The 15055-nt window shown below is 64.0% G+C and carries 12 protein-coding genes and 1 pseudogene; 6 read left to right on the forward strand and 7 right to left on the reverse strand.

Going from position 1 to position 15055, the window contains the following annotated elements:
• The first annotated feature begins 49 nt into the window (after window positions 1-49).
• Window positions 50-1033, forward strand: coding sequence for a Dyp-type peroxidase (locus LB533_RS12935; RefSeq protein WP_224556461.1), 984 nt, complete (start codon window positions 50-52; stop codon window positions 1031-1033).
• Between the two features lie 111 nt (window positions 1034-1144).
• Here the strand turns inward: LB533_RS12935 and LB533_RS12940 are convergent, their stop codons facing one another.
• Both LB533_RS12940 and LB533_RS12945 read right to left on the reverse strand, forming a co-directional pair.
• Window positions 1145-1666 (reverse strand): hypothetical protein, encoded by a 522-nt coding sequence (locus tag LB533_RS12940; RefSeq protein WP_140639172.1) that lies wholly within the window; start codon window positions 1664-1666, stop codon window positions 1145-1147.
• Between the two features lie 101 nt (window positions 1667-1767).
• Entirely contained in the window at window positions 1768-3183 is a 1416-nt protein-coding gene (locus LB533_RS12945; RefSeq protein ID WP_140639173.1) for an FAD-binding oxidoreductase, read from the reverse strand.
• A 215-nt stretch (window positions 3184-3398) separates the two neighbouring features.
• Here LB533_RS12945 and LB533_RS12950 point away from each other — a divergent pair, with 215 nt between their 5' ends.
• Both LB533_RS12950 and LB533_RS12955 read left to right on the forward strand, forming a co-directional pair.
• Window positions 3399-3884, forward strand: a complete 486-nt coding sequence (locus LB533_RS12950) for a thioesterase family protein (RefSeq protein ID WP_140495288.1) — start codon at window positions 3399-3401, stop codon at window positions 3882-3884.
• 147 nt (window positions 3885-4031) lie between these two features.
• Window positions 4032-4229 (forward strand): hypothetical protein, encoded by a 198-nt coding sequence (locus tag LB533_RS12955; protein ID WP_140495286.1) that lies wholly within the window; start codon window positions 4032-4034, stop codon window positions 4227-4229.
• 51 nt (window positions 4230-4280) lie between these two features.
• Here the strand turns inward: LB533_RS12955 and LB533_RS12960 are convergent, their stop codons facing one another.
• The gene (locus tag LB533_RS12960; RefSeq protein WP_140639174.1) at window positions 4281-4760 is read right to left on the reverse strand and encodes an Lrp/AsnC family transcriptional regulator; all 480 of its coding nucleotides are present in this window, start codon (window positions 4758-4760) and stop codon (window positions 4281-4283) included.
• 89 nt (window positions 4761-4849) lie between these two features.
• Between LB533_RS12960 and LB533_RS12965 the strand changes: the two genes are divergently transcribed.
• Entirely contained in the window at window positions 4850-5752 is a 903-nt protein-coding gene (locus tag LB533_RS12965; protein ID WP_140639175.1) for an EamA family transporter, read from the forward strand.
• 8 nt (window positions 5753-5760) lie between these two features.
• On the opposite strand, the gene LB533_RS12970 is transcribed toward LB533_RS12965, so the two are convergent.
• Window positions 5761-6660, reverse strand: coding sequence for a dienelactone hydrolase family protein (locus LB533_RS12970; protein WP_140639176.1), 900 nt, complete (start codon window positions 6658-6660; stop codon window positions 5761-5763).
• A gap of 390 nt (window positions 6661-7050) precedes the next feature.
• Between LB533_RS12970 and LB533_RS12975 the strand changes: the two genes are divergently transcribed.
• The gene (locus tag LB533_RS12975) at window positions 7051-7485 is read left to right on the forward strand and encodes a hypothetical protein (RefSeq protein ID WP_140639177.1); all 435 of its coding nucleotides are present in this window, start codon (window positions 7051-7053) and stop codon (window positions 7483-7485) included.
• Window positions 7486-7514: 29 nt separating this feature from the next.
• On the opposite strand, the gene LB533_RS12980 is transcribed toward LB533_RS12975, so the two are convergent.
• Window positions 7515-9830: a glucose/quinate/shikimate family membrane-bound PQQ-dependent dehydrogenase gene (locus tag LB533_RS12980; protein WP_140639178.1), complete on the reverse strand. Its 2316-nt coding sequence runs from the start codon at window positions 9828-9830 to the stop codon at window positions 7515-7517.
• A gap of 182 nt (window positions 9831-10012) precedes the next feature.
• On the opposite strand from LB533_RS12980, the gene LB533_RS12985 reads away from it, so the two are divergent.
• Window positions 10013-12667 carry an ATP-dependent helicase gene (locus LB533_RS12985; protein ID WP_140639179.1) on the forward strand — a complete coding sequence of 885 codons (2655 nt, stop codon included), beginning with the start codon at window positions 10013-10015 and terminating at the stop codon, window positions 12665-12667.
• 186 nt (window positions 12668-12853) lie between these two features.
• Here the strand turns inward: LB533_RS12985 and LB533_RS12990 are convergent, their stop codons facing one another.
• A complete protein-coding gene (locus LB533_RS12990; RefSeq protein WP_140639180.1) occupies window positions 12854-13168 on the reverse strand; it encodes a hypothetical protein in 315 nt (104 codons plus the stop codon).
• Between the two features lie 115 nt (window positions 13169-13283).
• Window positions 13284-15014 (reverse strand): annotated as a pseudogene (locus tag LB533_RS12995) (trimethylamine methyltransferase family protein); the annotation flags it as partial.
• Between the last annotated feature and the right edge of the window lie 41 nt (window positions 15015-15055).

A 15055-nucleotide genomic window follows, 5' to 3' on the forward strand; every position in this document is an offset into this window, starting at 1 on the left:
TCCGATCCGGGATCGTCTGAAACAATCCTGGAAAAGCGGAGAATTGGGGATGTCGGGGAAGAACTGGGACCGTGTGCCGATCGATGCGCAGAGCGTCGATGCGCCGCTTTCGCAATCTGCGATTTTCCTTGTCGTCACCATAGCCGATGAACCGCCGGTTCTCGCAAGGGTTTGTTCCGTGCTCGGCGACCTTGACGACCTGGTCAAGACCGTCGGGTTCCGCGACCTTGGCGGGCGCCTATCCTGCATCGCCGGCATCGGCCGCGACCTCTGGGATCGGCTCAGCCCCGGCCGGCGGCCGGCGGAGTTGAAGCGGTTCGCGCCGATCAAGGGAGCGGTTCACGCCGCGCCGACGACGCCGGGCGACCTTCTCTTCCATATCCGCTCCGAGCGGCCCGACATGTGCTTCGAGTTCGAGCGTATCCTGCTGGACAGGCTTGGTCCCGGCGTGACCGTCGTCGACGAAGTCTCGGGCTTCCGCTATTTCGACGCGCGTGACCTGCTCGGCTTTGTCGACGGCACGGCCAACCCAACCGGCCTCGACCTGCCCGCCTCGGCACTGGTCGGCGACGAGGACGCCGAGTTCGCCGGCGGCAGCTACGTCGTCGTTCAGAAGTATCTGCACGATCTCGGCGCCTGGGCGGAAATTCCAACGCCTTTGCAAGAAGCGATCATCGGCCGCACCAAGATCGACAATATCGAAATCGATGACGACGACGCGCCGCGCAAATCGCACAAGTCGCTTGCCACCGTGGTCGATGCCGACGGCAACGAATACGACATATTGCGCGACAACATGCCGTTCGGCAGGCCGGGACAGCGGGAATTCGGCACTTACTTCATCGGCTATTCGAGGTATCTCTGGGTGATCGAGAAGATGCTGCAGCGCATGTATGTCGGCGACCCGCCCGGCGCCTATGACCGGCTGCTTGATTTCTCCACCCCTCACACCGGCACGACATTCTTCGCGCCCACCCGGCCGGTGCTGCAGGCGCTTGCCGAAGCAGCGCCAGAGAAGTTGGCCACTCGGTAGACGGCGCACGCCGCGTCAAAGCGTATCGACAGGTGCCGGCGGAGAAGCGTCTGTCGTGCATCGGCGTGCTGCGGAGACCAGCACGCGATCATCGGCGTCACCAGTGCGAATTCAACGCGCGTCGCGCTTTGCCTGCGCCACCTTGGCCGCCTTGCGTTGTCGGCCGAGCTCGGCCGGCCGAACCAGATTTGGCGTCCTCTGGTTTGCCACGGCCCGCATGCCCTTGTGCGCGGTGCGCGCGTTGAATGCTGGACCGTCCGTCGGCGCTTTCTGCTTCAGGGCCAGCGCCTTGCGCGCGCTGTCCACCAATGAGACGCGCGCCGCCAGTTGCCGGCGCCGTTCGACCTCGCCATTCAACCGTCGCATGGCCATCGCCAGCACCGCAAGCTTCAACTGCGAGCCGCCGTCGGCTTTCGAGGCAGCCGCGCCCTTGGGCGCGCCTTTGCCGCGGATTTCGCGCCGGCGTCGATGCGCCTCGGTCTGCGCCTTGTCGCGCCGCTCCCGCAGGCGTTTGACGAGGCCGGACAGATCGGCGTCAGAAAGGTCCTGGACCGCCGGATGGTGCGATTTCTCCACCAGCTCGTGTTCGTCGGCACTCAGCGCGCGCGCTTCTTCCTTGCGTGAAATCGCCATGACACCACTCCTCCGCTTGGATTGCCCGCCTCTTCCGGACCTCCAGCATACGGAATCTCGGCCCGATTGGCGGTGGGGTCAAGACGAGTCTATGACGGCGCCTACTCGGCAGCCGGCAGGATCTTGCCCGGGTTCATGATATCGAGCGGATCGAGCGCCTGCTTGATCGTGCGCATGATGTCGACGCCGTGGCCGAGCTCGTGGCGCAGGAAGCCGATCTTGCCCTGGCCGATGCCATGCTCGCCCGTGCAGGTGCCCTCCATGGCGATGGCCCGCATGTTGAGCCGGGCCACGAACTTTTCCGACAGCGCGATTTCCTTCGGGTCGTTCACGTCCATCAGCACCAGCACGTGGAAATTGCCGTCGCCGGCATGGCCGACGATCGGCGCGACAAGCCCCATTTCGGCAATGTCGGCCTCGGTTTCGGTGACGCATTCGGCAAAACGCGAGATCGGAACGCAGACGTCGGTCGACAGGCCCTTGGCGCCTGGCCGCAGCGTCAGCGACGACCAATAGGCATCATGCCTGGCCTTCCACAGCTTGGTGCGCTCCTCGGCGACGCTGGTCCACAGGAAAGGGCCGCCGCCATTTTCTTCCGAGATCATGCCAAAGGTCTCTGCCTGCTCGGCGACGCCGGCATCCGAGCCGTGGAACTCGACGAACAGGCACGGGCTTTCAGGATAGTCGAGCTTGGAATAGTTCTTCATTGCCCGCATCTGCAGCGCGTTGACCAGTTCGATGCGCGCCACCGGAATGCCCATCTGGATCGTCGCGATCACTGTGTCGCAAGCCGCCTCCAGGCTGGGGAACGGACAAACGCCGCCCGAGATCGCCTGCGGAATGCCTTGTAGCTTCAGCGTCAGCGAGGTGATGATGCCAAGCGTGCCTTCCGAACCGATCAACAGTCTGGTCAAATCATAGCCGGCCGAGCTCTTTTTCGCGCGCTTGCCCGTCGTCACCGCCTCGCCGTCGGCCATCACAACCGTCAGCGACAGCACATTCTCGCGCATGGTGCCGTAGCGCACCGCATTGGTGCCGGATGCCCGCGTCGCAGCCATGCCGCCAAGCGAGGCATTGGCGCCCGGATCGATCGGGAAGAACAGGCCGGTGTCGCGCAGATGCCGGTTCAGATCCTCGCGAGTCACCCCGGGCTCGACCGTGCAGTCGAGATCCTGCGGATTCACCGATAGTATCTGGTTCATCCGCGAAGTGTCGACCGAGATGCCGCCGCCCGGCGCATTTGTGTGGCCTTCCAATGAGGAGCCGACGCCGAAGGCGATCACCGGCACGCGGTGCGCGGCGCAGGCGCGCACGATCTCCTGTACCTCGGCGGTCGTTTCCGGGAAGACGACGCCGTCCGGCGCCTGCGTCGGAATGTAGGTGGTGGTATGCGCATGCTGGGAACGGACCGCCTGGCCGGTCTGGAAGCGCTCGCCAAACCGCTGCTTGAGGATGCCGAGCACGGCGGTGATGCCTTCTTCGTTGCGCTCGACCGCATTGAGGTCGCTCAGGGCCATGAATTCCTCCGCGAATGGAACAGTGTCCATGCTTGTCATGCATTTATGGATGATGCCTAACGCAATTCCAGGAAAAGTGTGAAGCGGTTTTCCCGGGAAAAGCGCCTAGCGCTTTCCCTAGGGAATTGTGTCAAAGAGGCGGTCCGATGTTTCCGTGAAACGATGAACCGCTCTTACAACCACGCTCTGTCCAACACCAGAACAAGGAAGTTGCCATGCCGATCCCCGCCCCTTTTGTTTCTCAGCCAATGGCTATCGAGAAGGACTGGATCGACTATAACGGCCATCTCAATATGGCCTACTACAACGTCCTGTTCGACCGCTGTTCGGATGAAGCCTTCGAGGCGATGGGCATGGGACTGGACTATGTCAAGAACCGCCGCCTCACCATCTACACCGCCGAAGTCCATGTCTGCTATGTGCAGGAACTGCATCTCGACCACAAGGTCACGGTCTCCTTCCAGCTCATCGACCATGACGAGAAGCGGTTGCGGTTCTATCAGGAAATCCGCCATGCCGACGGCTGGCTCGCCGCCACGTCCGAGCAGCTTGCACTGCATGTCGACATGTCCGGGCCCAAGGTAGCCCCCTTCCCCGCCGACGTGCTGGCCAAGATCGAAGCGATGCGCGCCGCTCACGCAGCCTTGCCGATGCCCGAGCGCGCTGGCCGCTCGATCGGCATCAAACGCAAGACGGCTTGAACCCGCCCGGGGCCCGCGTTAACCTTACCGAGGTTTTAACGGGAACAAGCCGATTGGACCGTTGCGCGACTCAGCGGGCCGTTCGAAAACGATCCGCATCGAAGTAGCGACACGGGCGGCGGGGCATAGCCGATTCGGGGGACGTGCATGAAAACCGATATCAAAGTCGAGGTGGACAGGCTCGCCGCCGATCCGCGCATTACCGACTATGATTTCTGGCGCTCGCTGAAGAACGTCAACAACGAGATCTTCCACATCGCCAACAACAATGAGCCGATCCCCTTCGACATGATCCGCTGGCGCGTTATCCTTAAGCAGGCCCGCATGAAGCGCGGCCACGCCTGACGCTGCGGGTAGAGCGGCTACTTCCGTTGACGACATTCCAGGGGTTTGACCTCAACCCTGTCGCCTGATTGCCGCCAGCGGCGAGCGCGCCGCCACCGGCGATGACTGGATGATCGCCGTGTTGGTCATCGCGTAGGGAATGATGCGGTCGATCACCCGTTCGAGTTCGGCCATTGAGCCGACATGCGCCAGCGCGATGAAACAGTCCTCACCGGTTACCCGGTCGCATTGCGCGATCTCCGGCAGGTCGCGGATGATCTCGGCCACGACGGCGAGCTGCCCCGGCACCGGCCTGACGCGCAGCCATGCCGACAGGTTCAGGCCAAGCGCCGCCGGATTGATCCGCACGCAATAGGCTTCGATGACGCCGCTCTCCTGAAGCTGCCTGATGCGCTCGGATACGCTCGGCGCCGACAGGCCGACGGCGCGCGCCAGTTCGGCCGTGCTGGCGCGCGCATCTTTTTCCAGCAGGCGCAGGATCTTCAGATCGACCGCATCGAGATCGATATTTTGGTTTCGAAGGTGTTTCATCAAAAACTCCTTGCATCTGGAAAGCGATCGAGATCATCGAATGATCACCACCCATATCAGACGGAAAAATTACCTGCGATACTGATCCGGTGAACGATCAGGCGCAAGTCCAAACCACGCGCACCGCAGGTGCGGCCTTTACCAGACTGACGACATCACTGCCGCCGCATGTCTGGTTCTGCGTCAGCGCCGTGTTCCACTATCTCGGCCCTGCCTTCGCCGTACTTTTGTTCGCGCAGATCGGCGTGCTTGGTATGGCCTGGTTGCGCATCGCCACCGCCGCGTTGATCTTCGCGCCGCTGACGCGTCCGTGGCGAATCTTCGCCCAGGCCGATCGGTCGACACGGCTGCTGCTGCTCGCCTTCGGCGCCTGTCTCGCAGTGATGAATTGCTCCTTCTATCTGGCGCTCGACCGCCTGCCGATCTCGCTGGTGGCCGCGATCGAATTCGTCGGCACCATCGGCGTCGCGCTGGTCGGTCTCCGAAGCGCGCGCAATCTCGCTGCCCTTGCTGTCGCCGTGGCCGGCACCTTGCTGCTGATCGACGTCAAATGGTCCAGCGATCCCATCGGTCTGTTCTGGGCCTTCCTCAATGGCGCGCTCTTTGTGGGCTATATCGTGCTCGGCCATCGCGTCGCCGCTTCAGGCGCCGGCGGCGGCATTGCCGGGCTCGGCGCCGCCATGGCCGTCGCCTTCCTGGTCGTGCTGCCGATCGGCTTCACCGATGCATTGCCGGCCTTTTTCGCCCCGCTGCTGTTGCTGGCAGCCATCGGCGTCGGCATCTGTTCCTCGGTCATCCCCTATATCTGCGACCAGCTCGCCATGGCGCGGCTGCCGCGGTCGAGCTTCGCGCTGATGCTGTCGCTGCTACCGGTCACCGCGACGCTGATCGGCATCTTGGTGCTGCGCCAGATCCCCGGCATCAGCGACTGCATCGGTATTGCGCTGGTGGTGGCCGGCGTTGCCTTGCACAGGCCGGCGAGCGCGCAGTAGATCCTGCGCTAAGCCAGTTTCTCCTTCAGGAAGGCGACGGTCCGGCCCCAGGCGAGATCAGCCGCCTTCTTGTCATAGCGCGCTGCCGAAGTGTCGTTGTTGAAGGCGTGATTGGCGCCTTCATAGACATAGACCATGTATTCGACATGCGCGGCATCGAGCTCCTTCTTGAAGGCGTCGATCCCGGCATTGGTGCGCTCATCCAATCCCGCATAATGCAGCATCAGCGCCGCCTTGATCTTCGAAACGTCCGCGGCCTTCGGCTGCATGCCGTAATAGGCGACGCTTGCCGCCAGATCAGGCGCGTTCACGGCGAGCATGTTGGCCGTGCCGCCGCCCCAGCAGAAGCCGACGGCGCCGACCTTGCCGTTGCCGTCCTTGTCGGCCTTGAGGAAAGCCACTGTCGCGACGCCATTGGCGACCGTCTGCGCCGTATCCAGCTTGGTGAACATGTCGCGCGCCTTGTCCTCGTCGGCGGGCGTGCCGCCGAGCGGCGACAGGAAATCCGGCGCGAGCGCCACGAACCCCTCGAGCGCCACGCGCCGGGCGATGTCGCGTATATGCGGGTTGAGTCCTCTGTTCTCGTGGATGACGATGACGGTGCCGAGCTTGCCCGCCTGATCCGCCGGCCTGACCAGATAGCCCTTCATCTCGCCACCGGCCCCAGGATAGGTGATGTCCTGGCCTTTCACGCGGGGATCGTTCTCCGCGACGATGGCCGCCTGAGCGGAATTCGCCGCCAGCATCGGTGCGATCGCCGCGGCCGCCGCCCCTGACCCGGCAAGCCGGGTCAGTTGCTCCATGAAGCGGCGGCGATCGAGTGTCAGATGCGTGTATTCGTCATAGGCGTCGATCATCGCCTGGGTGATCCCAGGCTTTGCTGGTGTCGTGGCGGCTGCTTTGGTCATGGCGCATTCCTCGGCTTCAAGCTTCAATACCGGAGCTACATAGGAGCGCGGCTGGCCCGGTCCAGCCTGGATGGGCGCAGCGGCGAGCAATGCCCGCAGCCGGCAATGTCGGCGCCCCACATCACATTTTGGTCATCGCCATGAATCCTGCAGGCACCTGCCACAACAATAAGGGAAGCTGCGTGCTACCGATGCCCGTGCCATCCCGTTCCGACCAGAAGGACTGCCGCCGATGACCATGCCTATCCTCACCAGCGCGTTCATCCTTGCTCTGGCTGCCGCTCAGGCATTACGCTTCAGGCTTGCGGACGCAGGCAGGCGGTCGATGATCGAGCTTCGCATCGGCCGGGACCCCGCACGGACCCGAAATCCCAAATTTGAGGTGAGACCATGAACATTCAGGATATCGTCAACACCGTCTCGCAAAAGGCGGGCCTCGACCAGGCAACGACCGAGAAAGTCGTCGGCACCATCTTCTCGGTACTGGAGCACGAGGCGGAAGGCACCAACGTCTCGGGTTTCTTCGCCAAGATTCCCGGCGCCGACGATCTCGCCCGCCAATACGACGTCATGGCCGCTGGCGCGGCCGGCGGTGGTGGCCTGCTGTCGTCACTGCAAGGCGCGCTGGGCGGTGTTCTTGGCGAAAAAGCCGGCGCACTGATCAACGGCGTCGCCGCGCTCAAGGCCTCCGGCCTCGACATGGCGCAGATCAGACAGGCCGGCGCCGCGCTGATCCAACAGGCCGAAGCCGCCGCCGGGCCTGACCTCACCAATGAAGTGCTCGGTTCGGTGCCCAGCCTGAGGGGCCATCTCGGAATCAGTTAGGGCGCGATCCTGCGGGACTGTACCCGTTCCTACTTCGGAAGCGCATACGCCATCACATAATCGCCGGGCTTGGTGCCGACGGAGCCATGGCCGCCGGCGACTATGACCACGAACTGACGCCCGTCAGCCACCGTATAGGTCATCGGCGTCGATTGCCCGCCGGCTGGCAGGCGCGCCTGCCAGAGCTGCCTGCCTGAGGTCACGTCGTAGGCGCGCAGGTAGTCGTCGACCGCGGCGCCGAGGAAAGCCACCCCGCCGGCGGTGATCATCGGCCCGCCAATGCCGGGCACGCCGACCTTCAGCGGCAAAGGCAGCGGCGTCATGTCATAGACCGTGCCGTTCCTGTGCTTGTAGACGATCTGTCCGGTCCTGAGGTCGGCGCCGGCGACATAGCCCCATGGCGGCGCCTGGCACGGAATGCCGAGCGGTGACAGGAACGGTCCCATCACCACCGCATAAGGAGCGCCGTCATTGCGGTTCAGCCCCTGCTCGCTGCCCTTGGCGTCGCCAGGCGGCGGCACGTCCGCACGGGGCACAAGCCTCGAGGTGAAGGCAAGATAAGTCGGCATGCCGAACAGTACCTGCCGCACCGGATCGACCGCCACCCCGCCCCAGTTGAAGACTCCGAAATTGCCGGGATAGACCAACGTGCCCTGTAGCGAGGGCGGCGTGTAGCGGCCCTCATAGCGCAATCTGTGCAGCGAGATCCGGCAGGCCAGCTGGTCGAACATGGTGATGCCCCACATGTCGGCACCGGTCAGCGGCGGCGGATTGAAGGAAAGGTCAGATACCGGCTGCGTCGGCGATGTGTGGTCGCCTTCGATAGCGCCGCCAGGCGCTGGCACTTCCTTGACCGGAATGATCGGCTCGCCGGTGCGCCGGTCGAGCACATAGAGGTCGCCCTGCTTGGTCGGCCCGACCAGCGCCGGCACGACGGTGCCGTCGGCCTTGGTGATGTCGACCAGGCTCGGCTGCGCTGGCACGTCCATGTCCCACAAATCATGGTGCACGGTCTGGCGCACCCATTTCAATTGCCCCGTATTGAGGTCGAGCGCGGTGATCGAGGAGGAGAATTTCTCGACATTGGCGCTGCGGCCGGCGCCGAGCTGGTCCGGCGTCTGGTTGCCTAGCGGTATGTAGAGCAGGCCGAGTTTTTCGTCGGCACTCGGCGTCGACCACATGTTGGGCGAATTGGCGGTGTAGGTCTGGCCTGCCGCCAGCGGCGTGGTCTGGTCGGGATTGCCGGAATCCCAGTTCCAGATCAGCGCGCCGGTGCTGGCATCGAAGGCGCGGATGACGCCGGAGGGCTCCTGCGTCGAATAATTGTCGTTGACGGCGCCGCCGATGATGATCTTGCCGCCCGATATCAGCGGCGCCGAGGTCGAATAGTAATAGCCGGACTTGGGATAAGGCATGCCGGTCAGAAGGTTCAGCGTACCGCCTTCGGCAAACGAGGAGCAGACCTGCCCGTTGGCGGCGTCGAGCGCGATCAGCCGCGCATCCGAAGTCGGCAGGTAGACGCGGGCCGCGCAAGGCTGGCCGGGAGCGATCTTGGCGTCGGCGTAGTAGGAGACGCCGCGGCAGGTCTGGTGCTGGCGGTCCTTGTCGAGCTTGACCTGGGGATCGTAGCGCCACTTCTCCTTGCCCGTGGCCGCATCGATGGCGATGGCGAAATTGTGCGGCGTGCAGATGTAGAGCGTATCGGCGATCTTCAGCGGCGTCACCTGATAGGTGGTCTCGCCGACATCGTCGGGACCTTTCACGTCGCCGGTGCGATAAGTCCAGGCCGGCTGCAGGTTGGCGACATTCTCCGGCGTGATCTGGTCGAGTGGCGAATAGCGCTGGCCATAGGGCGTGCGGCCGTAGAAGTGCCATTCGCCGGCAGGTATGTCGCCGCCGAGATCAGCCGCCGGGGTCACCTTGTCGGTGTCGAGATTGCCGGCAATATCCTTGGGATCGGTCGTCATTGAATAGCCGGCAACCGCCAGCGACGCCAAAACGGCGAGAATGAGCGGCGCGCGGCCATCGGGACCAACAAGGCCCCGCCTCGCCCACGGCGTCAGCAGCCACAACGCGACGAGCACGATGATGCCGCCGCGCGGCCCGAGTTCCCACCAGTCGAAGCCGATTTCCCAGACCGCCCAGGCAAGCGTGCCCAGCACGATCGCGGCGTAGAGCCAGAGCGCGGTGGATCTGCGCCGGTAGAGCAGCCATGCGGCGATGAGGAAGGCGATGCCTGATATGATGTAGTACCAGCTACCTCCCAGTGAAGCCAACCAGATGCCGCCGGCGCCAAGCGCGAGGCCGATGAGGAGGAGAATGAGGGAGGTGATGGTGACAGCCAAGATGATACTCCTTCGACTGTTGCACGCCTCGAGGCGGCCGTGGGCAGCAGGATCCCCTCCCTGCCCTTTGCGCAGCTTTCCCTCACCCGCCCTGCCTGTCAAGCAGGCCGGAAACAATCAGGGGTGGAACAAAACGTAGACAGTTCTGGTCTTTCTCCGCCGAATCACTACATTCGGGGGCGATGTCCGGCTTTTCCGAAGACATGCCCTTTTTCGATGAACCCGATGCGCGGCCCACCGCCCCGTCGGGCATCGCCGCGCGCGCCATGGCTGCCCGCAGCGGCCACAACAACGCGCCCGACTATCTCAAGGGATTGAACCCCGAACAGCGGCTGGCGGTGGAAACGACCGAAGGCCCGGTTCTGGTGCTGGCCGGCGCCGGCACCGGCAAGACGCGCGTCTTGACCACCCGCATCGCCCACATCCTGGCGACCGGAAAAGCCTTTCCCTCGCAGATCCTGGCCGTGACCTTCACCAACAAGGCCGCGCGCGAGATGAAGCAGCGCATAGGCATCCTGATCGGCGAAGGCAATGTCGAGGGCATGCCCTGGCTCGGCACCTTCCACTCGATCGGCGTCAAACTCCTACGCAGGCACGCCGAGCTTGCCGGGCTGAAATCAGACTTCACCATCCTCGACACCGACGACGTCGTGCGGCTGATCAAGCAGTTGATCCAGGCCGAGGGCCTCGACGACAAGCGCTGGCCGGCCAAGCAGTTCGCGCAGATGATCGACGGCTGGAAGAACAAGGGGCAAGGCCCGGCCGATATCGCCGAGGGCGATGCGCGCAGTTTCGCCAACGGCAAGGGCCGCGAGCTCTACAGGGCGTATCAGGAGCGCCTGCAGACGCTGAACGCCTGCGATTTCGGCGATCTGCTCTGCCACCCGATCCGCATCTTCCGCGCCAATCCGGATGTGCTGAAGGAATATCACAAGCGCTTCAGATACATCCTCGTCGACGAGTACCAGGACACCAACACCGCCCAATACATGTGGCTGCGGCTCCTGGCGCAACGGCCAAATAGCGGGCGTAGTGCGACGTCTACGGATTTGCATTCGGCCGAAGGCCGCAAGCCCGACCGGGCGTTCGAGCCTTTGCGAGGCCCGCGCGGAGGGCCCGCGCCGGCAGGCGCGGAACAGCCCGTGAGCGAAAACAAAGTCAATATCTGCTGCGTCGGCGACGACGACCAGTCGATCTATGGCTGGCGCGGCGCGGAGGTCGACAACATCCTGCGCTTCGACAAGGACTTTCCCGGCGCCACCATCATCCGGCTGGAGCGCAATTATCGCTCCACCGCGCATATCCTCGGCGCCGCTTCGCACCTCATCGCCCACAACGAAGGCCGCTTCGGCAAGACGCTGTTCACCGATCGCGACGATCCCGAGGATGGCAAGGTCAACGTCCACGCAGCCTGGGATTCCGAGGAGGAAGCGCGCGCTGTCGGCGAGACCATCGAGGCTTATCAGCGCCAGAAGCATAACCTCAACGACATGGCGATCCTGGTGCGGGCGTCTTTCCAGATGCGCGAGTTCGAGGACCGCTTCGTCACGCTCGGTCTCAACTACCGCGTCATTGGCGGCCCGCGCTTCTATGAGCGCATGGAGATCCGCGACGCGCTTGCCTTCTTCCGCGTCGTCGCGCAAGGCGCCGACGATCTCGCCTTCGAGCGGATCGTCAATGTGCCCAAGCGCGGCCTCGGCGAAACCACCATCCGCCAGATCCACGACACGGCCCGCGCGCTGCGCGTACCGATGTTGGAAGCCGCCGCCAAGCTCGCCGAGAGCGATGAATTGAAGCCCAAGCCGCGCGCCGCATTGCGCGAGGTCGCGGCCAATTTCGAACGCTGGCAGAAGGCGCTGGAAACCACGCCGCACACCGAACTGGCCGAGACCATCCTGGAAGAGAGCGGCTACACCGACATGTGGAAGAACGACCGTTCGGTCGAGGCGCCCGGCCGGCTGGAGAACCTCAAGGAACTGATCCGCTCCATGGAGGAGTATGAATCGCTGCGCTCCTTCCTCGAACATGTCGCTCTGGTCATGGATGCCGAGCAGAACGCCGAACTCGACGCCGTCAACATCATGACGCTGCATTCGGCCAAAGGCCTCGAATTCGAGACCGTTTTTCTCCCGGGCTGGGAGGAAGGCCTGTTCCCGCACCAGCGCGCGCTGGACGAAGGCGGCCGTTCCGGCCTGGAGGAGGAGCGCCGGCTGGCCTATGTTGGCGTCACCCGCGCCAAGAAGAACCTGCACATCTGGTTCGTCTCCAACCGCCGCATCCACGGCCTGTGGCAATCGACGATTCCCTCCCGCTTCCTCGATGAACTGCCTGAAACCCATGTCGAAGTCGCCGAAAGCGGCAACTCCTATGGCGGCTACGGCAATTCCTATGGCGGCGGCTCGTTCGCTTCCGGCCGGGGCGGCCGCCAGAACCCCTATGGCGCCTCGCGCTTCGACAATGTCGGCGCCGAAAAATCGGGCGCCTTCTCCAACAGCTACGCCACGCCGGGCTGGCAGCGGGCGCAGCAGAACCGCACCGAAGCGACCGATCGCAACTGGGGCTCGCGCTCCGGCCACCAGGTCGAGCGCATCGGCTATGGCGAGACCGACAGCGGCTACGGCGCCGGCCGCACGAGCATCAAGGGCCGCACTATCGATGGCGAGCTGGTCGCCAAATCCGTCGCCGACACGCCGTCCCCCTTCAACGTCGGCGACCGCGTCTTCCACCAGAAATTCGGCAACGGCAACATCGCGGCCATTGAAGGCAACAAGCTGACCATCGACTTCGACAAGGCCGGCCAGAAACGCGTGCTCGACGGGTTTGTCGCGGCGGTGTGAGAAAAATGGACACTTACTCTGGTTAGGAGTTGGTCGAAAAATCCTGAGATTTCTGGATATGAAATCGAAGTAGATTTTGACCCTAATTATATTTGCGATTTCACAGCTAAAATTGACTGGAATGAATCCAATAGCGTGGACGTCCGAAGTGAACGGAACTTTCGGTAGCCACCCGGGCCGGACCGCTCAATCCACCTTCTTCTCGCCCGCCTCGCCTGCTTTGACGATGTCGCCCGTGGTGAACAGGATCTCCTTCAGTTCCGCCCGCCAGTCCTTCTTCTGGCGCAGCAGGAATTCGAGGTCCATGCCGAAATGCTTGAATTCCTCGCCTTGCGCGTTCTTCATGATGGCGCGGGCTTGCGGGTCCTTTTCCACCGACATGCGCTGCTCGTACCAACTGATCGCTTCCGCCTCCTCGATCAGCGAGGTGATCATGCGGGCAAAGGTCCGCACCTCCTGCGACAATTCCTCGGGCGGTTCGTGATATTGGTCGAAACCCATGTCGTCCTCCCTCAATGGCTCGCAAATGCAGCCTGGCCGCACCCATGAATGCACGGGGAACATGGCAGGTTCCGGATTGCGGCCAAGATTCAGGACGACGGACGGGTAAGCTATCTCACGACACCGGCGCCGCACCGCCCTCTTGCGTGCGCCGCGCGATGAATTCGTCGAGCACGCCCGATGTGGCGGCCGCAGACGCCGGCGGCTCGAAATCGGCGAGGATGCGCTTCCAGATACCGGTAGCGCGTTCGGTTGCGGTCTTGGAACCGGCCTGCGTCCAGTTGCCGAAGTTCGACCAGTCGGCCACCAGCGGCTCGTAGAAGGCGGTGCGGTAGCGCGCCATGGTGTGGCCAGCCGAGAAGAAATGGCCGCCCGGCTGCACTTCGGCGATCGCCTCGAAGCCGATGGTATCGTCGTCGCCGGGCGTGGCGGCGCACAGTTCAGCCACCGTCTGCAACGCCTCGATGTCGGTGACCAGCTTTTCGAAGGAAACGCTTAAGCCCCCCTCCAGCCAGCCGGCGGCATGGATGCACACGGTGGCGCCCGCCAGCACCGAGCCCCATAACGCGAACTGAGTCTCATGCGCCGCCTGCGCATCGGAGATGTTGGCCGCACTGCCGCCGCCCGAACGCCACGGCAGGCCGGTGAAGCGCGCCAGTTGGCCGGCCCCCAGCGTCGCCTTGATATGCTCCGGCGTGCCGAAGGCCGGCGCGCCCGATTTCATGTCGACATTGGAGGAGAAGGAGCCGTAGACGACAGGCGCGCCCGGCCGCACGATCTGCGCCAGCGTCAATCCGGCCAGCGCCTCGGCATGCTGCAGCGTCAGCGCGCCGGCCACCGTGATCGGCGCCATCGCACCCGCCAGGCAGAAAGGCGTGATGATCAGGACCTGCCCAGCCCTGGCGAAGTCGATGATGCCTTGCGCCATCGGGATGTCGAGCTGGCGCGGCGAATTGGTGTTGATGACGGTGTAGCAATGGGCGCCCGAGCGAAACGCGTCTTCGGACAGCCCGCGCGCCAGCCGAATCATCTCGAAGCTGTCGTCGACCTGCGGAGTGCCTCGCGCGAACACGAACGGGAACTTGTCCGAAAGGGTCAGTTGCGCCCGGTTGACGGCGTAATGGCGGAAACGGTTGTCGATGTCCTGCGGCTCGATACAGGGTCCCAGCATATGCAGGACGTCGAAATGCTGCACCAGCTTGATGAGTTCCTCGAAGGCGGCCAGCGTTCCGGGCCGCCGGCCGCGCTCGAGATCGGTGACGTTCGGCGCGCCGGACCCAGCCAGGAAAGTCATCGAACCCAGTTCGAGCGGCAGGTCGCGGGCACGTGCGCCGGCATGAGCGTGGATCGACCGCGGCGCCGAGGCCAACGCAGCCGCCACCATGTCGCGGCCGATCCGCACCATGTCGGTGTCGGGGTCGACCAAGGCGCCGGCGCGGGCGAGCAGGTCGCGCGCCTGCGGCAGCAGAACCGTGATGCCCAGCTCTTCCAGCACGCGCAGCGCCGTGTCGTGAATCGAGGCGACCTGATCGTCCGAAAAGATCGGCTGCGGCAGGAACGGGTTCTTCAGCGAGCGGTAATTGGGCCGGCGGCTGCTCTCGCTGCCGGCCTCGCCGATGCGTCCCCGTCGGCGCTCGCGCCTGCTTTCGCGTGCCGCGTCATCGATCATCCGGAAACCTCCCCATTGCCGCATCGCCTTGCCCAAGGGATCATAAGGCGAAGCCGGAATGACACGCGCCGGCCGCTCCGTGCCGACAATGTGCACGCAAAGCGCCGTTCCTTCCTCGGCAAAATCGTCATCCACCAACGCCAGCGCGACGCTCTTGCCGATCGTGTGGCCAAAGCGGCCGGAGGTGAGAAGCCGACGCGCCGCGGTAGTGAGACTTC

This window comes from Mesorhizobium sp. BR1-1-13 (assembly GCF_020165515.1).
Classification (GTDB): domain Bacteria; phylum Pseudomonadota; class Alphaproteobacteria; order Rhizobiales; family Rhizobiaceae; genus Mesorhizobium.

What these genes read in the sequence shown, in the direction of transcription:
- LB533_RS12935 (WP_224556461.1), top strand. Translation starts at nt 50, where the DNA reads ATGTCGGGGAAGAACTGGGACCGTGTGCCGATCGATGCGCAGAGCGTC.
- LB533_RS12940 (WP_140639172.1), bottom strand. Translation starts at nt 1,666, where the DNA reads ATGGCGATTTCACGCAAGGAAGAAGCGCGCGCGCTGAGTGCCGACGAA.
- LB533_RS12945 (WP_140639173.1), bottom strand. Translation starts at nt 3,183, where the DNA reads ATGGCCCTGAGCGACCTCAATGCGGTCGAGCGCAACGAAGAAGGCATC.
- LB533_RS12950 (WP_140495288.1), top strand. Translation starts at nt 3,399, where the DNA reads ATGCCGATCCCCGCCCCTTTTGTTTCTCAGCCAATGGCTATCGAGAAG.
- LB533_RS12955 (WP_140495286.1), top strand. Translation starts at nt 4,032, where the DNA reads ATGAAAACCGATATCAAAGTCGAGGTGGACAGGCTCGCCGCCGATCCG.
- LB533_RS12960 (WP_140639174.1), bottom strand. Translation starts at nt 4,760, where the DNA reads ATGAAACACCTTCGAAACCAAAATATCGATCTCGATGCGGTCGATCTG.
- LB533_RS12970 (WP_140639176.1), bottom strand. Translation starts at nt 6,660, where the DNA reads ATGACCAAAGCAGCCGCCACGACACCAGCAAAGCCTGGGATCACCCAG.
- LB533_RS12975 (WP_140639177.1), top strand. Translation starts at nt 7,051, where the DNA reads ATGAACATTCAGGATATCGTCAACACCGTCTCGCAAAAGGCGGGCCTC.
- LB533_RS12985 (WP_140639179.1), top strand. Translation starts at nt 10,013, where the DNA reads ATGTCCGGCTTTTCCGAAGACATGCCCTTTTTCGATGAACCCGATGCG.
- LB533_RS12990 (WP_140639180.1), bottom strand. Translation starts at nt 13,168, where the DNA reads ATGGGTTTCGACCAATATCACGAACCGCCCGAGGAATTGTCGCAGGAG.